This is a genomic window from Arthrobacter sp. SLBN-112 (genome assembly GCF_030944625.1).
Classification (GTDB): Bacteria; Actinomycetota; Actinomycetes; order Actinomycetales; family Micrococcaceae; genus Arthrobacter.
On the sequence record NZ_JAUSXY010000001.1, the window covers coordinates 2,259,250 to 2,275,203 of the forward strand.

Annotated in this window: 18 protein-coding genes; 10 read left to right on the top strand and 8 right to left on the bottom strand. The window is 65.4% G+C overall.

All coding sequences use genetic code 11. The annotated features are described in order from the left end of the window. Positions 1–24: 24 nt before the first annotated feature. Positions 25–1,311 carry a citrate synthase gene (locus QF050_RS10665; RefSeq protein WP_056334606.1) on the top strand — a complete coding sequence of 429 codons (1,287 nt, stop codon included), beginning with the start codon at positions 25–27 and terminating at the stop codon, positions 1,309–1,311. Between the two features lie 178 nt (positions 1,312–1,489). Here QF050_RS10665 and galE read toward each other — a convergent pair whose 3' ends face one another. Then, on the bottom strand, positions 1,490–2,503 hold the full coding sequence (gene galE / locus QF050_RS10670) for a UDP-glucose 4-epimerase GalE (protein WP_308930406.1): 1,014 nt from the start codon (positions 2,501–2,503) through the stop codon (positions 1,490–1,492). Between the two features lie 101 nt (positions 2,504–2,604). On the opposite strand from galE, the gene QF050_RS10675 reads away from it, so the two are divergent. Next, positions 2,605–3,210 carry a TetR family transcriptional regulator C-terminal domain-containing protein gene (locus tag QF050_RS10675; RefSeq protein WP_308930407.1) on the top strand — a complete coding sequence of 202 codons (606 nt, stop codon included), beginning with the start codon at positions 2,605–2,607 and terminating at the stop codon, positions 3,208–3,210. A 116-nt stretch (positions 3,211–3,326) separates the two neighbouring features. After that, positions 3,327–3,938 (top strand): hypothetical protein, encoded by a 612-nt coding sequence (locus tag QF050_RS10680; RefSeq protein ID WP_308930408.1) that lies wholly within the window; start codon positions 3,327–3,329, stop codon positions 3,936–3,938. Between the two features lie 10 nt (positions 3,939–3,948). Here the strand turns inward: QF050_RS10680 and QF050_RS10685 are convergent, their stop codons facing one another. Together QF050_RS10685 and dapD are read right to left on the bottom strand one after the other, a co-directional pair. After that, entirely contained in the window at positions 3,949–4,806 is an 858-nt protein-coding gene (locus tag QF050_RS10685) for a hypothetical protein (protein WP_308930409.1), read from the bottom strand. An 8-nt stretch (positions 4,807–4,814) separates the two neighbouring features. Beyond that, positions 4,815–5,837 (bottom strand): 2,3,4,5-tetrahydropyridine-2,6-dicarboxylate N-succinyltransferase, encoded by a 1,023-nt coding sequence (gene dapD / locus QF050_RS10690; RefSeq protein ID WP_308930410.1) that lies wholly within the window; start codon positions 5,835–5,837, stop codon positions 4,815–4,817. Between the two features lie 51 nt (positions 5,838–5,888). Between dapD and dapE the strand changes: the two genes are divergently transcribed. Continuing rightward, positions 5,889–7,025, top strand: a complete 1,137-nt coding sequence (gene dapE / locus QF050_RS10695) for a succinyl-diaminopimelate desuccinylase (RefSeq protein ID WP_308930411.1) — start codon at positions 5,889–5,891, stop codon at positions 7,023–7,025. A gap of 107 nt (positions 7,026–7,132) precedes the next feature. Here the strand turns inward: dapE and QF050_RS10700 are convergent, their stop codons facing one another. The 4 genes from QF050_RS10700 to QF050_RS10715 form a co-directional block, all read right to left on the bottom strand. Continuing rightward, a complete protein-coding gene (locus tag QF050_RS10700) occupies positions 7,133–7,984 on the bottom strand; it encodes an amino acid ABC transporter permease (protein ID WP_308930412.1) in 852 nt (283 codons plus the stop codon). Then, positions 7,981–8,628 carry an amino acid ABC transporter permease gene (locus QF050_RS10705; RefSeq protein WP_308930413.1) on the bottom strand — a complete coding sequence of 216 codons (648 nt, stop codon included), beginning with the start codon at positions 8,626–8,628 and terminating at the stop codon, positions 7,981–7,983. The genes QF050_RS10700 and QF050_RS10705 overlap by 4 nt, the downstream gene beginning before the upstream one ends. A gap of 62 nt (positions 8,629–8,690) precedes the next feature. Next, entirely contained in the window at positions 8,691–9,593 is a 903-nt protein-coding gene (locus QF050_RS10710; protein ID WP_308930414.1) for a glutamate ABC transporter substrate-binding protein, read from the bottom strand. A 57-nt stretch (positions 9,594–9,650) separates the two neighbouring features. After that, on the bottom strand, positions 9,651–10,406 hold the full coding sequence (locus QF050_RS10715) for an amino acid ABC transporter ATP-binding protein (RefSeq protein ID WP_308930415.1): 756 nt from the start codon (positions 10,404–10,406) through the stop codon (positions 9,651–9,653). Positions 10,407–10,510: 104 nt separating this feature from the next. Between QF050_RS10715 and QF050_RS10720 the strand changes: the two genes are divergently transcribed. The 4 genes from QF050_RS10720 (at position 10,511) to QF050_RS10735 (ending at position 13,531) form a co-directional block, all read left to right on the top strand. Further along, on the top strand, positions 10,511–11,293 hold the full coding sequence (locus QF050_RS10720; protein WP_308930416.1) for a TIGR00730 family Rossman fold protein: 783 nt from the start codon (positions 10,511–10,513) through the stop codon (positions 11,291–11,293). A 76-nt stretch (positions 11,294–11,369) separates the two neighbouring features. Continuing rightward, positions 11,370–11,870 (top strand): DivIVA domain-containing protein, encoded by a 501-nt coding sequence (locus tag QF050_RS10725; protein ID WP_308930417.1) that lies wholly within the window; start codon positions 11,370–11,372, stop codon positions 11,868–11,870. Beyond that, positions 11,867–13,135: a hypothetical protein gene (locus QF050_RS10730; protein WP_308930418.1), complete on the top strand. Its 1,269-nt coding sequence runs from the start codon at positions 11,867–11,869 to the stop codon at positions 13,133–13,135. Before QF050_RS10725 ends, QF050_RS10730 begins: the two co-directional genes overlap by 4 nt. Positions 13,136–13,363: 228 nt before the next feature. Then, positions 13,364–13,531, top strand: coding sequence for a DUF3117 domain-containing protein (locus QF050_RS10735; RefSeq protein WP_009357720.1), 168 nt, complete (start codon positions 13,364–13,366; stop codon positions 13,529–13,531). A 54-nt stretch (positions 13,532–13,585) separates the two neighbouring features. Here the strand turns inward: QF050_RS10735 and QF050_RS10740 are convergent, their stop codons facing one another. Continuing rightward, positions 13,586–14,218, bottom strand: a complete 633-nt coding sequence (locus tag QF050_RS10740) for an O-methyltransferase (protein ID WP_308930419.1) — start codon at positions 14,216–14,218, stop codon at positions 13,586–13,588. A gap of 229 nt (positions 14,219–14,447) precedes the next feature. Here QF050_RS10740 and sigE point away from each other — a divergent pair, with 229 nt between their 5' ends. Beyond that, on the top strand, positions 14,448–15,062 hold the full coding sequence (gene sigE / locus QF050_RS10745; RefSeq protein ID WP_285244300.1) for an RNA polymerase sigma factor SigE: 615 nt from the start codon (positions 14,448–14,450) through the stop codon (positions 15,060–15,062). A gap of 7 nt (positions 15,063–15,069) precedes the next feature. After that, positions 15,070–15,906, top strand: a complete 837-nt coding sequence (locus QF050_RS10750; protein ID WP_308930420.1) for an anti-sigma factor — start codon at positions 15,070–15,072, stop codon at positions 15,904–15,906. The last annotated feature ends 48 nt before the right edge of the window (positions 15,907–15,954 follow it).

Here is a 15,954-nt window from a genome sequence, read left to right on the forward strand (position 1 = left end):
CAGACGCCTCATGAAGGGGACTCCATGACTGAGACCAACAATGCTGCGACCCTGCTCCATGCAGGTGGCGAGCTGAAGCTCCCGCGCATCCAGGTTGTTGAAGGGAACGAGGGTTACGACGTCTCCAAGCTGCTGAAGCAGACCGGCGCCGTGACTTTTGACCCCGGCTTCATGAACACCGCAGCAACCACCTCGGCAATCACCTACATCGATGGCGATGCGGGCATCCTGCGCTACCGCGGATACCCCATCGAGCAGCTGGCGCAGCACTCCAGCTTCCTTGAGGTGTCCTACCTGCTGATCTACGGCAACCTGCCGACGCCCACCGAGCTGGACGAGTTCGACCAGAAGATCCGGCGCCACACCCTGCTGCACGAGGAGCTCAAGGGCTTCTTCGGCGGCTTCCCCCGCGACGCGCACCCGATGCCGGTGCTGTCCTCCGCAGTATCCGCCCTGTCCACGTTCTACCAGGACTCGCTGGACCCGTTCAACGCCGAACAGGTGGAGGTTTCCACCATCCGCCTGATGGCCAAGCTGCCGGTCATCGCCGCTTACGCGCACAAGAAGTCCATCGGCCAGCCCATGCTGTACCCGGACAACTCCATGAACCTGGTGGAGAACTTCCTGCGCCTCAGCTTCGGCCTGCCGGCCGAGCAGTACGAGCTGGACCCGGTGATCGTCAAGGCACTGGACCTGCTCCTCATCCTGCACGCGGACCACGAGCAGAACTGCTCCACCTCCACGGTGCGCCTGGTGGGCTCCTCCAACGCCAACCTCTTCGCCTCCGTTTCCGCAGGCATCAACGCACTCTTCGGCCCCGCCCACGGCGGCGCCAATGAAGCCGTCCTGAAGATGCTCCGCCAGATCCAGGCCGAGGGCCTCAAGCCCGAGGACTACATGGAGAAGGTCAAGAACAAGGAAGACGGCGTCCGCCTCATGGGCTTCGGGCACCGGGTCTACAAGAACTACGATCCGCGCGCCAAGATCGTCAAGGCCACGGCCCACGAGATCCTCAGCAAGCTCGGCGGCAACGACGAGCTGCTGGACATCGCCATGCGGCTGGAGGAGAAGGCGCTCAGCGATGACTACTTCATCCAACGCAAGCTCTACCCGAATGTGGACTTCTACACCGGCCTGATCTACAAGGCGATGGGCTTCCCGGAAAAGATGTTCACCGTCCTGTTCGCCATTGGCCGCCTGCCGGGATGGATCGCGCAGTGGCGTGAAATGATCAGCGACCCCAACACCAAGATCGGCCGCCCGCGCCAGCTGTACATCGGCGAGCCGGAGCGGGACTACCCGGCACGCTGAATCCCCACCGGCTGAATGACGACGGCGGCCGCCCACCTCAGGTGAGCGGCCGCTTTTGCGTTAATCGATTGCTCCCCACCGGCTCCCTGCCCTCGCAAGCTCGGGCCGGGCCCTCGCCGGCGTGGGCCCCTTGTCGTTCTCGGTCTCCAAAACGACAAGTACGGAGCACTCGATGGGGCTAGGAGGCGTAGCCCTGCGGGTTGTTCTTCTGCCAGCGCCAGTGGTCCTCGCACATCTGGTCCACGGTCTTGGTGGTGGACCAGCTCAAATCCGCCAGCGCGGACGTGGCGTCCGCCCAGAAAGCCGGAAGGTCTCCCGCGCGGCGGCCGGTGATCTCATAGGGGATGGGCTGGCCGACGGCCTTTTCGAAGGAGCGCAGGACCTCCAGGACGGAGGAACCCTTGCCGGAGCCCAGGTTCCAGCGGAAGACGCCGGTGCGTGCGGCGATGTGGTTCAGTGCGGCCACGTGACCTTCCGCCAGGTCGACGACGTGGATGTAGTCGCGCAGGCAGGTGCCGTCCGGGGTGTCGTAGTCGCCGCCGAAGACCATCAGCTTCTCGCGGCGGCCCACGGCCACCTGGGCGATGAACGGAACCAGGTTGTTGGGAATGCCCTGGGGGTCTTCGCCGATCCGGCCCGACGGGTGCGCGCCCACCGGATTGAAGTAGCGCAGGAGTGCTATGTGCCAGCGGGAATCCGCCGCGCCGAGGTCCGAGAGGATGTCCTCGATCTGTTCCTTGGTTCGCCCGTACGGGTTGTTGGCGCCGATCTCCATCTTTTCCACGTACGGGATGGGGTTGTGCTCCCCGTAGACGGTGGCTGACGAGCTGAACACGATGGACCGGACGTCGTGCCGGTCCATGACGCGGATCAGGTTCAGGGTGCCTACAAGGTTGTTGTAGTAGTAGTGCAGCGGCTCCCGAACCGACTCACCGACGGCCTTCAGGCCGGCGAAATGGATCACGGCGTCGATGGCGCTGCCGGCAAAGACCTTTTCGACGGCGGCCTCGTCCACAAGGTCGACGTGGTGGAACTCGGCGGCCTTGCCGCTGAGCTCGGCAACCCGCCGCAGCGACTCTTCGCTCGAATTGACGAGGTTGTCGATGACAACGACGTCGTGGCCGGCTTCCTGCAGGGAAAGAACAGTGTGGGAACCGATGTAGCCGGTGCCACCTGTAACCAAGATTTTCATGCCTCAACGCTATCCCACGGCAGGTGCCGGCCGCCCCTGCTTGCCGGATGGTGGGCGCGATGTGACACGCAAAAAGAAGCACAAGTGTGCTACTAAGGATGGTGCCCAAAATTGTAGATGCAGGTGCCCGGCGGCAGGATGTGGTCCAGGCGGTTCTCCGCATCATCGCCGTTGACGGGCTTGAACGCGCTTCGCTGCGCGAAGTGGCCGACGAAGCCGGCCTGGCGGTCGGTTCCGTTCGGCACTACTTCGCAGGAAGCGATGAGCTCCTGGCCTTCTCATTTGGAGCAGTCGTAGACCGCGTCGTCGGCAGGCTTCAGGGCCTGCTGCCCGCCGTGGACGGCGCCGTCCACGGCAGCCCGGAACACCGCCAGGCCGTTTTAACCCTGCTGGGCGGGTTGTTGCCCCTGGACCAGGAAAGTGCGGTGGAGGCATGCGCGTGGATGGCCTTCAAGAACGCGGCGCGGATCAGGCCATTCCTTGCAGCCGTTGCGGACCGCAGCCACCGGGAGGTCGCTGCCGTCATCGGGCGTGTGGTTGCCTCGCTGCTGCCGGATGAACCGCAGGAGAACCTGGTGGTAGAGGCGGAGCGGTTGCTGGCCACGCTGGACGGCCTATGCATGCACGCCTTGCTGCAGCCGGGCTGGATGACTGCGCAGATGTGCGGCGATGTCCTTGAGCGGCACCTGGACGGGCTGGCACGTTGAGCCGTACCTGGAGCATGTCCGGCACTACCGCGGATGGCCTGCGGGAATAGACTGAAAGCCGGTACGCCGGACTGCAGCACAACGCCCGGCAGAAGTCGGCCACGGAAGGACTTTGAATGCACCACGCAAGCGGTTCAGGATGGCAGATCACCACGGATACGTCCGGGCCGATGATGATTGCTCTCTACGTCCGGGACGCGGCCGGCCTCAACGGAGTGGGCCGTCCAATGCTGTCCCACGCGGCCCCCAAGGTCAGGTCCGCCGACCATACCCACCTCACCTCAGAGGTCGGTGGGCTCAACGCCCTGAAGACCGAGTGGGAGGCGTGGTGGGAGCAACTGCTCAAGGCGTACCCGCAGACGGCGCCCGAACTCTCCCCGCCGGATTTTGAGGCGTTCGGCAATTCCCCCGCCCTGCAGCGGGTCCTGCAGGCGCACTTCGGCTCTGCTCTCACCTGGGCCAGGGAACGCAGGAGCGAGTATGCGGAGCTGGAGGGGGAACGGGGCGCCAGCGGAACGGACCAGCTTCTTGCGGACATGGTGGATGACAGGCTGATGGAAATCGGCCGGGATTCGAGGGACTTCCGCCTGACCATCATCGAACTGCCGCTGGACGAGCAGCGGGCCTGGTACCTTGAACCGGACAAGATCATCATGAGCCAGGAACTGATGAGCCAGCCTGAGCTGTTCCGCAGCTATGTCCAGCCCGTGCTGGAAATCCTGGTCTGACCCGGCAGCCTCAACTGCCGCCGTCGTTCTGCCGCACCGTGATGCGCACCCGCCCGTCCGCCGTGGTCGAATCCTGCCAGCCGTTGCCGCCCGAACGTTGCCAGGCGCGCCCGGCAACGTCAACGCGGGTCACGGACAGATCCTTTGCATTGGCAACTGCCCACTGGGCGATAGACCACGCCATCGCTCCGTCGGCTTCCACCACCAGGGTGTCGCCATCAGCCTGGGAATCCACGCCGCCGTAAGCCTGCTCCAGCTCGCCGGCTACCGCGGCCACGTCCCCTGCGGCCGTGGCCGAGCGCAGCGTGCACTGGACCCCCTCCTTGGTCTGGCCCGTTAGACCGGAGGCGAACGCCCGCCCCATATCCTCGTGCTGGGCGTAGGCTTCGGGATGGGCGGAGTGCTGCACCCGCTGGGCGGCCTCCGTGATGTCCAGTGCCTCGTACCCCGGAATCTTCACCAGTGCGTCGTAGAAAGCGTTTACGGCGTAGTACGGGTCCATGATTTGTGCTTCGGTTCCCCAGCCCTGGGACGGCCGCTGCTGGAAGAGTCCCCGCGAATCCGGTCCGGCCTGGTCACCGTGGCCGATGTTGCGGAGCTTTGACTCCTGCATGGCAGTGGCAAGGGCGATGGTGGCAGCCCGGGCGGGCAATCCCCGCCGCACAGCCACAGCGGTGATGAGGGCGGCGTTGGCCGCCTGGTCCGGAGCCAGTTCACCGCTGCGGTTGCCGGCTGAGGCGGTGCAGCGTTCCGAAACGAGGGTTTCGGAACGCTGCACGAAGTACACCGCGGTATAGATGCCGCCCGCTGCCAGCGCGAGGGCAAGCAACAGCACCGCCAGGCGGCGCAGGCCGCGTCTGCGTCCCACCGAAGGATTCAGTTGGCGTGCAGGGCGTCGTTCAACTCAACGGTCTGGCCGGCGCGGGGGAGGGCCTCGACGGCCCCGGTGGTGGAGTTGCGGCGGAACAGCAGGTTGGGCACGCCGGAGAGTTCGACGGCCTTGACGATCTTGGTGGTGTCTTCGCCTACCTCGTCCTTGGGCCCCGGGATGCGTACGCGGGTGCCTGCCGTGACGTAGAGGCCGGCTTCGACAACGGAGTCGTCGCCGATGCTGATACCGACGCCGGAGTTGGCACCGAGGAGGACGCGCTCACCGATGGTGATCTTCTCCTTGCCGCCTCCGGACAGGGTGCCCATGATGGATGCCCCGCCGCCCACGTCACTGCCGTCGCCGGCCACCACGCCGGCGGAAATGCGGCCCTCCACCATGGAGGTGCCCAGGGTTCCGGCGTTGTAGTTGACGAAGCCCTCGTGCATGACGGTGGTGCCGGCGGCGAGGTGTGCGCCAAGGCGGACCCTGTCGGCGTCGGCAATCCGGACTCCGGTGGGTACCACGTAGTCCACCATGCGCGGGAACTTGTCGATGCCGTAGACGGTGACGGCGCCGCGCCTGCGGAGCTTGGCGCGGGTCAGTTCGAAGCCTTCGACGGGGGCGGGGCCGAAGTTGGTCCACACGACGTTGGGGAGCTTGCCGAAGATGCCGTCGAGGTTGATGGTGTTGGGCTGGACCAGCCGGTGCGAGAGGAGGTGCAGGCGGAGGTAGGTGTCGGCGGTGTCCGCGGGGGCTTCATCGAGGTTGATCTGGACAAAGACCACCTTCTGCTCGGTCCCGCGGTCCTCGTCCGCGCCGTTCTCGGCAATGCGGGTCAGGGCCTCGTCGGCGTGCTCCACCGAACGGAGGTTCCCGGCCGCGACACCAAGCGCCGGCGCCGGGAACCAGACATCCAGGACGCTTGCGTCGCCGGTGGCGATGGTGGCAATACCAAAGCCGTAGGCCGAACGGTTATCGGGGTCTGTGGTGAGGGTTTCGGGCACGGCGGAGGAAGCGGTCTCAGTCATGTGCTCCAGTCTATCGAGGGGCGGGCAGGCGGTTCGAACTAGACTGGCTTCGTGACTGCTGAAACCGCCCCCGAATCGTCCGTGTCCATCCTTGACCTGCAGCAGGACGTGGCGTTGCTGACCGCAGCAGTGATGGACATCAACAGCGTGTCCGGCAACGAGAAACAGCTCGCGGACGCTGTGGAGGCCGCCCTGGCGGAGATCCCCCAAATGACCGTGGTTCGCGACGGCGACGCCATCATCGCCCGCACCGAACTCGGCCTGGCCGAGCGCGTGATCCTGGCGGGCCACCTGGACACCGTCCCGCTGCCCCAGACCGAGGGCTCCCGCGGCACCGTCCCCTCAACGTGGGACTCCGGAGTTCCGGGCGAGGGCATCCTCTATGGCCGCGGCGCCACTGACATGAAGGGCGGCGTGGCGGTCCAGCTGGCCCTGGCGGCAGGCTTGTTCGACGGCGGCAGGCAGCCCAAGCGGGATGTCACGTTTGTGTTTTACGACCATGAAGAAGTGGAAGCGGTGAAGAGTGGCCTGGGACGCCTGGTCCGGAACCATGGCGACCTGTTGCAGGGTGACTTCGCCATCCTGCTGGAGCCGACGGACGGCACGGTGGAGGGCGGCTGCAACGGGACCAGCCGGTTCGAAGCCACCACGGTGGGGGAGGCGGCCCACTCGGCCCGCGCATGGATGGGCAGCAACGCCATTCACGCCGCGGCGCCCATCCTTGCCCGCCTCGCGGCCTACGAGCCACGTACCGTCAACGTTGACGGCCTCGATTACCGTGAAAGCCTTAATGCGGTGAAGATCAACGGCGGCACGGCCGGCAACGTCATCCCGGACCGATGCGTGGTGGAGATCAACTACCGGTTTGCCCCGGACAAAACGCCGGACCAAGCGGAAGCCCACATCCGGGAGCTGCTTGCCGGCTTCGACGTGGTCCGCACCGATGCCGCCGCCGGCGCCAGGCCTGGCCTTCAGCACCCGGCTGCGGCCTCCTTCGTTGCCGCCGTGGGAGCCGCGCCCAAGCCCAAATACGGCTGGACCGACGTCGCCCGCTTCAGCGAACTGGGTATCCCGGCGGTGAACTTCGGCCCTGGTGATCCGCTGCTGGCGCACAAGGACGACGAGCACGTTTCCGCCGACGCCATCCGCACGTGCCTCCGCGCCCTTGAGGAGTGGCTCGCCGGCTAGGACGGCGGCCCGTTGACGACGAGCCTCGGACTCGGAGGTGAAACATGGGAAGGGCCCGGAACCTTACGGTTCCGGGCCCTTCCCGTCGACGGTGCAGCCGGTGCTGTTTATACCTCGGCGGGAACGGCAGCCGCTGGTATGACTGCTGCGCCGGGCTTGCGCGAGAGCCTGCGCTCCAGCCATTTGGCGAAAGCGGCCAGGATCAGGCACATTCCCACATAGAGCACCGCGGCAACAATGGCTGCCGGGATAATCGGGGATCCGTACTGGATCTGGCTGCCGAAGTACTTCGCCTGGAAGAGGATCTCGTTGTAGGTAACGATGAACCCGAGTGCGGTGTCCTTCAAGATGACCACGAGTTGGGAAATGATCACCGGAAGCATGGACCGGACGGCCTGGGGCAGCAGGATGCTGGTCATGACCTTGCTCTTGGGCAGGCCGATCGCATACCCGGCTTCGCTCTGGCCCCTCGGCAGCGACTCGATGCCCGCCCGGAAGACCTCGGCAAGGACAGACCCGTTGTACAACACCAGCCCGGCAACCACGGCGGTGAACGGCGTGATTCCCTGGATCCCGACGGTGGGCAGGCCGTAGTAGAAGATCATCATCAGGATCAGCAGCGGAACGGCGCGGAACAACTCCGTGAAGCCGTAACACGGAGCACTGATCCAGCGTCGGTCGGACAACCGGCCAAATGCCAGCAGCACGCCGAGGATCAGGCTCAGGACTGCCGCGGTGGCGAAGGCGGACAGGGTGGCACCGACGGACTGGGCTATGGTCTGCTGCACCAGCGGGAAGGTGAACAACTGCCACTTCTTCGCGTCGAACTGGCCGCTCTGGGCCAAGCGCAGTACGACGAATCCGACGATCAGCAGGATCACGAGGGCGGTGACGACACCAAGAAGCCGGTACCGGGAGCGTGCCTTGGGGCCGGGAGCGTCAAAAAGGATTGAACTCATCGTGAAACCTTCCACTTCTGTTCAAGCTTTCGCTGCAGCGCGGAAAGGATGAAGACAAGGATGATGAACACCAAGGCGACCCACAGCAGACCGGTCAGCGCGGGTTCACCGCGCTCGGAGAGGTTTGCGCGGATGGCGCCGGCTTCAAAGACCGAGAACCCGGCGGCGACAGTGGTGTTCTTGAGCAGGGCGATAAACACACTGAACATCGGCGGGATGACGGCGCGGAAAGCCTGCGGCAGGATCACGAGGGTCAGCGATTGGGTAAACGGCAAGCCGATGGCGCGGGCAGCCTCGGCCTGGCCCACCGGCACGGTGTTAATCCCGGAACGGACCGCCTCCGCCACGTAGGTGGCGGTGTACAGGCTCAGGCCAATGATGGCGGCGGTCGTGAAGTCGATCGGCACAAGGCCCAGCTTCGGGTACCCGAGGGCGAAGAAGAAGAGGACCAGCGTCAGCGGGGTATTGCGCACCACGTTGACGTAGAGCGTTGCCGTCGCGCGCATGGCGGGAACGGGGGAGACCCGGAGGGCGGCAACGACGGTACCGAGGATCAGGGCGAAGATCGCCGAGAAGAAGAAAAGTATGAGTGTGTTCCGGAAACCCGTAACGAAGAGATCCGAATTGTTCAGCAGCGTATTCACAGAATCGTCGCTTTCGACAGTGGAAGAGGGGGCGGCTGCAGGGCCGCCCCCTCAACTTTGGTTTAGTAGTTCTCTACCTTGGGCTGTTCGACCTTCGTGCCCGACTGGCCCAGCGTCTGGTCGTAGATCTTCTGCCACACAGAGTTACCGTCGGTGAACGTCTTGTTCATGAACTGACGCAGTGCGGTATCGCCCTTCTTCAGGCCGACGCCGTACTTTTCAGTGGTGAACGGCTGGCCGACAACCTTCAGGCTGTCCGGTTCCTGGGCAGCGTAGCCGAGCAGGATGGCCTGGTCGGTGGTTACCGCGTCAACCTGGCCGCTCTTGAGTGCCTCGACGCACTGCGAGTAGGTGTCAAACTCAGTGGTCTTGGTGTCCGGGAAGTTTGCCTTGATGTTCTGGATCGGAGTGGAACCCGTGGCCGAGCAGACATTCTTGCCCGAGAGGTCCTTCTCGCTGTTGATGCTGGAGTTGTCCTTCTTCACCAACAGGCCCTGCCCGGTGACGAAGTAGGGACCAGCGAAGTCGATCAGCTGCTTGCGCTTGTCCGTGATGGAGTAGGTGCCGACGTAGTAGTCGATGTCGCCGTTGGTGATGGCGGACTCGCGGTTGGCAGACGGGATCGGCTTGAATTCGATCTTGTCCTTGCTGACGCCCAGGGATGCAGCGATCCACTTGGCGATTTCGATGTCGAAGCCGGTGTACTCACCGGTCGCTGCGTCCTTGAAGCCGAGGCCGGGCTGGTCCTGCTTGACGCCGATGCGGACCTTGCCGCTGGACTTGATGGCGTCATAGGTGGGGCTGCCCGTCAGGGTGACGTTGTCAGCAACCTTGTACGGAGCCTCGTCCGAGCCGGAGGGAGCCGTGCCGCCGCCTCCGGAACCACCACAGGCGCTGAGGGAAAGAGCCAGCGCCGCGGTTGCCGCTACAAACAGTGGCTTCTTCCGGGTAAAGAAGTTCTTCATCAGATACCTTTCATTGGTCGGCCGCCCGCAGCGGCCGGAGGGGTGCGGTGTGTGTGCTTAGTGGGTGAGGAGCTTGGACAGGAAGTCCTTGGCGCGGTCGCTCTTCGGGTTGGTGAAGAACTCCTCCGGCGACTCGTCTTCGACGATCTGGCCGTCGGCCATGAAAACCACTCGGTCTGCAGCCTTGCGGGCAAAGCCCATCTCGTGGGTGACCACGATCATGGTCATGCCTTCTTTGGCCAGCTGCACCATGACGTCCAGGACCTCGTTGATCATTTCGGGGTCGAGCGCGGAGGTCGGCTCGTCGAAAAGCATGACCTTTGGCTTCATTGCCAAGGCGCGGGCAATAGCAACGCGCTGCTGCTGGCCGCCGGAGAGCTGGGCCGGAAGCTTGGGTGCCTGCTGGCCGACGCCGACGCGCTCCAGCAAGGCCATGGCCTCTTTTTCAGCCGCCGCCTTCGACGCCCCCTTGACCTTGATGGGTCCAAGCGTGACGTTTTCAAGGATGGTCTTGTGCGCGAACAGGTTGAAGGACTGGAAAACCATTCCGACGTCGGCGCGGAGCTTGGCCAGCTCCTTGCCTTCTTCCGGCAGGACCTTCCCGTCGATGCTGATGGTTCCGCCCTCGATGGTCTCCAGGCGGTTGATCGCCCGGCAGAGGGTGGACTTACCGGAGCCCGAGGGTCCGATGACCACAACAACCTCGCCCTTGCGGACCTGGAGGTTGATGTCCTTCAGAACGTGCAGCTGGCCGTAATGCTTATTAACGGCGTTCAGGGAGACGAGAGCATCGCCGGGCACATGAGTAGTCATAGGAAAGAATCTAGCGAACAACGGTGGGTTATGACGCCAATCACCCCAAGTTCATGCCGATCGTGATTCAAGAGATACCTGGAGTTGGAGGTTAGCCTAGGGGAATGAGTACCAACGCAGATCCGGCCAAGACTTCCCAGCCACGCCGCAAGGGGCCCCTTGAGCTGCGCCGCAAGCAGGCCGCCGTGGAAATGTCTGACCAGCATCTGCTCGATACCAAGGGCCCCGGCCAGTTCGTCCACACCGACCCCTGGCGGGTCCTGCGGATCCAGAGCGAATTCGTCGAAGGATTCGGTGCGCTGGCGGACATCGGAAAGGCTGTCAGCGTTTTTGGTTCGGCCCGGACCAAGCCCGGCAGCAAGTACTACGAAATGGGCGTGGAAGTGGGGCGCAAGCTCGCCGAGGCCGGCGTCGCGGTCATTACCGGCGGCGGACCGGGGTCCATGGAGGCGGCCAACCGGGGCACGGTGGAAGGCAACGGCGTATCGGTGGGCCTGGGCATCGAGCTGCCCTTCGAGCAGGGCCTGAACCAGTGGGTGGACCTGGGGATCAACTTCCGTTACTTCTTTGCCCGCAAGACCATGTTCGTCAAATACGCGCAGGGCTTTATTGTGCTGCCGGGCGGCCTGGGCACCCTTGATGAGCTGTTCGAGGCCATGGTCCTGGTCCAGACGCGGAAGGTGACGTCCTTCCCGATCGTGCTCCTGGGCGTGGAGTTCTGGGGGCCCATGATCGAATGGATCCGGGGCACCCTGGTGGCCGAAGGAATGGTCTCGGAGAAGGACCTGGACCTCATCCAGCTCGTTGACGATCCCGCGGAAGCGGTGGACCGGGTGCTTCACGTCGCCGTGACCCCGTCGCTGAGCGGGGAGCAGCGGCCGGAGTAGCCCCGGGTCCGCGCTCAGGTGCGGTTCCGCGCTGAGGGCCAAGGGACAGGGGCCATGGATCTGGCACGATGGGACAGTGAGTTTCTTTCTGGTTTTCCTCGCTGTCATCCTGGTGGCAGCGGTCCTGTGGGCCGGCCTGGGCCGGCGCTCCCGCGGTAGCGGCGGTGCCGGGCTGCCCTCATTGCTGGGCGGCGGCCTCGAAGATCCGCCCGCAAACCTCCCGCCCGTGCTGCTGCCCGCGCACGCCGGGCCGGAGGATGTGAACCAGCTGCGGTTCTCGCTCGGCCTGCGCGGCTACCGGATGGACCAGGTGGACCAGGTCCTGGAGGACCTGCGGGACCAACTTGCCGTCAGGAACCGGGAAGTGGCGGAGCTCCGCAGCCGGCTGGCCGCGATGGAACAAGGCGTCCCGGACCAGGATTCCGACGACGGCACGCAGGATTCCGACGACGGCACGCAGGATTCCGACGTAGGCCCGGGCACCCCCGCGGACCCGGCACGGATTGACCCGGGCGCCGCCACCGGAGGCGCCGCGGAAGCCCACGGCACCGCCGTGCCGGGGGCGGGCGGCCTGTGAGCACGGTGGCCCGCCGCAGCCCGATGGCGTCTGCCAACGACACGGTCCACCGGGCTGCTTCCGCCGTCCGCGGCTGGCCATGGTGGATCCAAACCACTGTCCTGTATGCCGCCAGCCGCGTGGTGTCGGCGTGCATCTTCATGGCCGCGGCGCTCCACCAGGGCGTCAACCCCTGGTTCCCGCCGAAGCCGGACTACTGGAACTTCATCAACATCTGGGATGCCCGCTGGTATGCCCAGGTCATCGCCAACGGCTACCCTTCCGTCCTTCCCACGGACGCTGCCGGAAACGTGCAGGAAAACACATGGGCTTTCTACCCGCTCTTTCCCGCCCTGGCCGGTGGCCTCAGCAGACTCACCGGCCTGAATCCGGCCGCCTCGCTCACCCTGATCGCCATGCTGGCCGGCTGGGGAGCCGCGCTGCTGGCCTACGTCCTCTTCCGGCAGAAGGCCGACCACGGCCAGGCCATGTGGGGCGTTGCGTTCTTTTCCACCTTCCCGGTATCGGCCGTGCTGCAGGTGCCGTACGCCGAACCGTTGTCCCTCCTGCTGCTCGCATGGGCCCTGCTCCTGGTGCTGCGCCGCCAGTACCTGTGGGCCATCCCTGTGGTGTTCCTGCTGTGCCTGTCCAGGCCTGTGGGCGTTCCCTTCGCGGCGATGGCAGGCCTGCTGCTGGTCTTCCGCGCAGTTGCCTTTGTCCGGGGCGGGCGACGGCGCGGTACCGTCCGGGCTGCGGATGAAGAAGCCCATTCGGTCCTGGACCTGGCGGCACTGACCGGACTCACCGCCGTCGCCGGTATATCAGCGCTGGTCTGGCCTGCGGCAGCGTGGGCCGCGACGGGCGACCCGCAGGCCTACACCAAGACCGAAACCGTGTGGCGGGGGCAGGACCTGGTGCCGTTCAAGCCATGGTTCGATACCGGCGTCGAACTTTTCGGGCCCGTCCTGGGCCTGCTGGCCCCGGTGGTTTTCGTGGCGCTGTTCGCCGGGATGCTGTTCCTTCCCCCGGTGGTGCGGCTCGGTACTGAACTCCGTCTTTGGTGTGCCTGCTACATGGGATACCTGCTGATGTTCCTCCACCCGCAGACCAGTACCTTCAGGATGCTCCTGCCACTGTTTCCACTGGCCTTGGGAGCTGTCTTCCTGTCCCGGTCCAGGGCCTACCGCGGAACCGTGGTGGTCATGTTCCTGCTGCTGCAGGTCGTGTGGATCGTCTGGCTCTGGGCCTGGGCCCAGCTGCCGGGAGGGGGCGATTATCCGCCCTAGCAATTGGGGCTTCCGCGCAGGTCAGGGCAGGAATACCAGGTGCGCGGAAATGTCCATCGATTAGCTACGCGCGGGTAATTCCGCGATAATGATAGGTAAGCAAGGACACAAGCATCCAGAAAGTGCGCAGCCTTGGCGGCCACCACCCCGCCACAGCGGCCTGATCGACATGCGGACACAGCCCGCCCGGGCTGGTTAGTCCTGGAACAAAATGGAGGGGAATTCCTCATGGCGGCTATGAAACCACGCACCGGCGACGGCCCAATGGAAGTCACCAAGGAGGGCCGCAGCCTGATCATGCGCGTCCCGCTCGAAGGCGGCGGGCGCCTCGTTGTCGAACTGAATGCTGCCGAGGCAGCCAACCTCAAGGAATGCCTGGTAGGCGTTACCGAATAGTCCTGCCGGACAGGGTCCGCGGCCTCGTGCTGCGGGCCCTGTCCTGTTTCCGGACTATTTCTTGACGGCCACCAGCAGGCCGTCGCCGGTGGGAAGCATCGCCGAAGCAAGCCGGTCGTCGTCGCGGATGGCCCGGCCCACCTGGCGCAGCACCACGGTGGTGGCCTCGCGGCCGGCCGGATTGGCCACCTTGTCCTTGTCCAGGGCGTCATTGATGATCAGCAGGCCCGACCTCTTGAGGAGGCGGATGGCCTGCTCCACGTAGCCGGGCAGTCCGGGCTTGTCCGCGTCGATGAAGACCAGGTCATAGGCGCCGTCGGTGAGGCGCGGCAGGACATCGCCCGCACGGCCGGAGATGGTGCGCGTGCGGTTGGCGGGACTGCCGGACTCGGCGAACGCTTCGCGGGCGGCCCTCAGGTGTTCGACGTCAACGTCAATGGTGGTCAGGACGGCGTGCGGACCAAGGCCCCGCAGAAGACAGACGCCGGAGACGCCGGCGCCGGTGCCGATCTCGACGGCGGTCTGGGCTTTCGACGCCGCCGCCAGGACGGTGAGGGCGGCGCCCACACCGGGGCTGATGGCGCCGACGCCTAATTCGAATGAGCGTTCCCGGGCCCGAAGCATGACCTCATCCTCAGCGGGCAGATCTTCTGCATAGGACCAGCTGCTGGACTTGTCGGCGCTCATGAATTATCGCTTTCTGGGCGTGAAGGGGGAGTGTCCCCTTTAGCCTACTGTGTCCGGCACTCCCGGCCGGGGAAGGAACTGTTGCGCCGAAGGCTGAAGTTCCCAAGCGGTCAGGAAATTCCCAGCCAAGTTTGACATGATTAGTATCCGCTCATCCAAAAGGTGACCGGCGCCGAATCAGAGATGTCAACAGTATCCGGGCGTTAGCATTCCACGAGGGGAGTGGACGATGTCATCTTCAGTAGTGGCACCTGTCCCTGCAGTCAACAATCCCGATGATGAGTGGGTCCGTCCCACCTGGGAAGAAGTGGTCACCAATCACTCCGCGAAGGTCTACCGGCTGGCCTACCGCCTGACCGGGAACAAGTTCGACGCCGAGGACCTCACCCAGGAGGTGTTCGTCCGTGTCTTCCGCTCGCTGGAAAACTTCAAGCCGGGCACCCTTGACGGCTGGCTGCACCGCATCACCACCAACCTGTTCCTCGACCAGGCGCGCCGGAAGACGCGCATCCGCTTCGACGCCTTGGCAGAAGATGCGGAGTCCCGGCTGCCTGGCCGCGAGCCCGGCCCCGAGCAGAGCTTCGAGCTGAACAACCTGGACCTCGATGTCCAGGCGGCCCTGGAGGAACTCCCGCCGGACTTCCGTGCCGCCGTCGTCCTGTGCGACCTCGAAGGCCTGTCCTACGACGAGGTGGCCGAGGCGCTCGGCGTCAAGCTCGGCACCGTCCGTTCCCGTATCCACCGCGGCAGGACCATGCTCCGGGAAAAGCTGGCACACCGTGACCCGCGCCCGCAGCAGGGCCGCCGCAAGCTCTCCATGCCGCGCATCGCGGGCATCCTCTGAACGGCGCATGAGGTCCCGGATTCCTTTCGGCGGCAAGCACCAGCGCTCCGGCAGCCACCTTGAGGCGTGCCAGGAGTGCGCTGCCACTGTCCGCCGGGAACGGCAATACCTTGAGCGCCTCCGGCAGGCGCCCGTCCCCCCGGCCAGCCAGGACCTGACGGCACGGCTGCTGTCGCGCACCCACGAACTCGCGGCGCAGCCGGAGCCGCCCGTGAGCCACGGCGGAAGCCGGATGGCCGCCCGTGCCCTGGCCTTCACCGCAGGAGGGACCATGGCAGCGGCCGGTGTGCTGGCTGTGGGGGCCTTCACCGCCGCCGGAGATCCGGTGGCGGGCAAAACGTCCGGAACGGAAGCTGCGTTCTCGCACGTCTCGTCGCAGACCCCGGCTGACGGCCGTCCGCTGGATTCTGCGCAACTTGCCTCGCTGCGTGCCGAAGGCTGGGCCTGCCCGGACCTGCAGGCCCTGGGATTCCACCTCGAAGCCGCAAAGGCGCTGCTGGTCGAAGGCCAGCCGGCGGTGGAACTGCGCCTCACCGACGGCGCCCATCACGCCACCGTCACCGAACAGCACCCCGCCAGCCAGGGCGCCGGCCAGTCGCCGGCGTGGGCCACCTCCCCGGCGTCCGCAACCTACCGGACGGCCGGCCTCTCCATCACTTACCGCTCGGACCTGCCCGCCGGGCAGGCCGACGACGCCCTTCCACTACTGAAACATATGGCCGACGCCGCCGCCGAGGGTGTTGCGGCGGCCGTTCCCGAGCCGTCCGCAGGGGAGCCCGGGGAACCGCTGGAGTCACGGCTGGAGCGCGGAATCAACAAGATCGCAGCGCTGTTCACCCCGTGATGCGGCCTGTTTCCCCGTCCGCCGGACGGGAATCGTCACTGGCAGCCC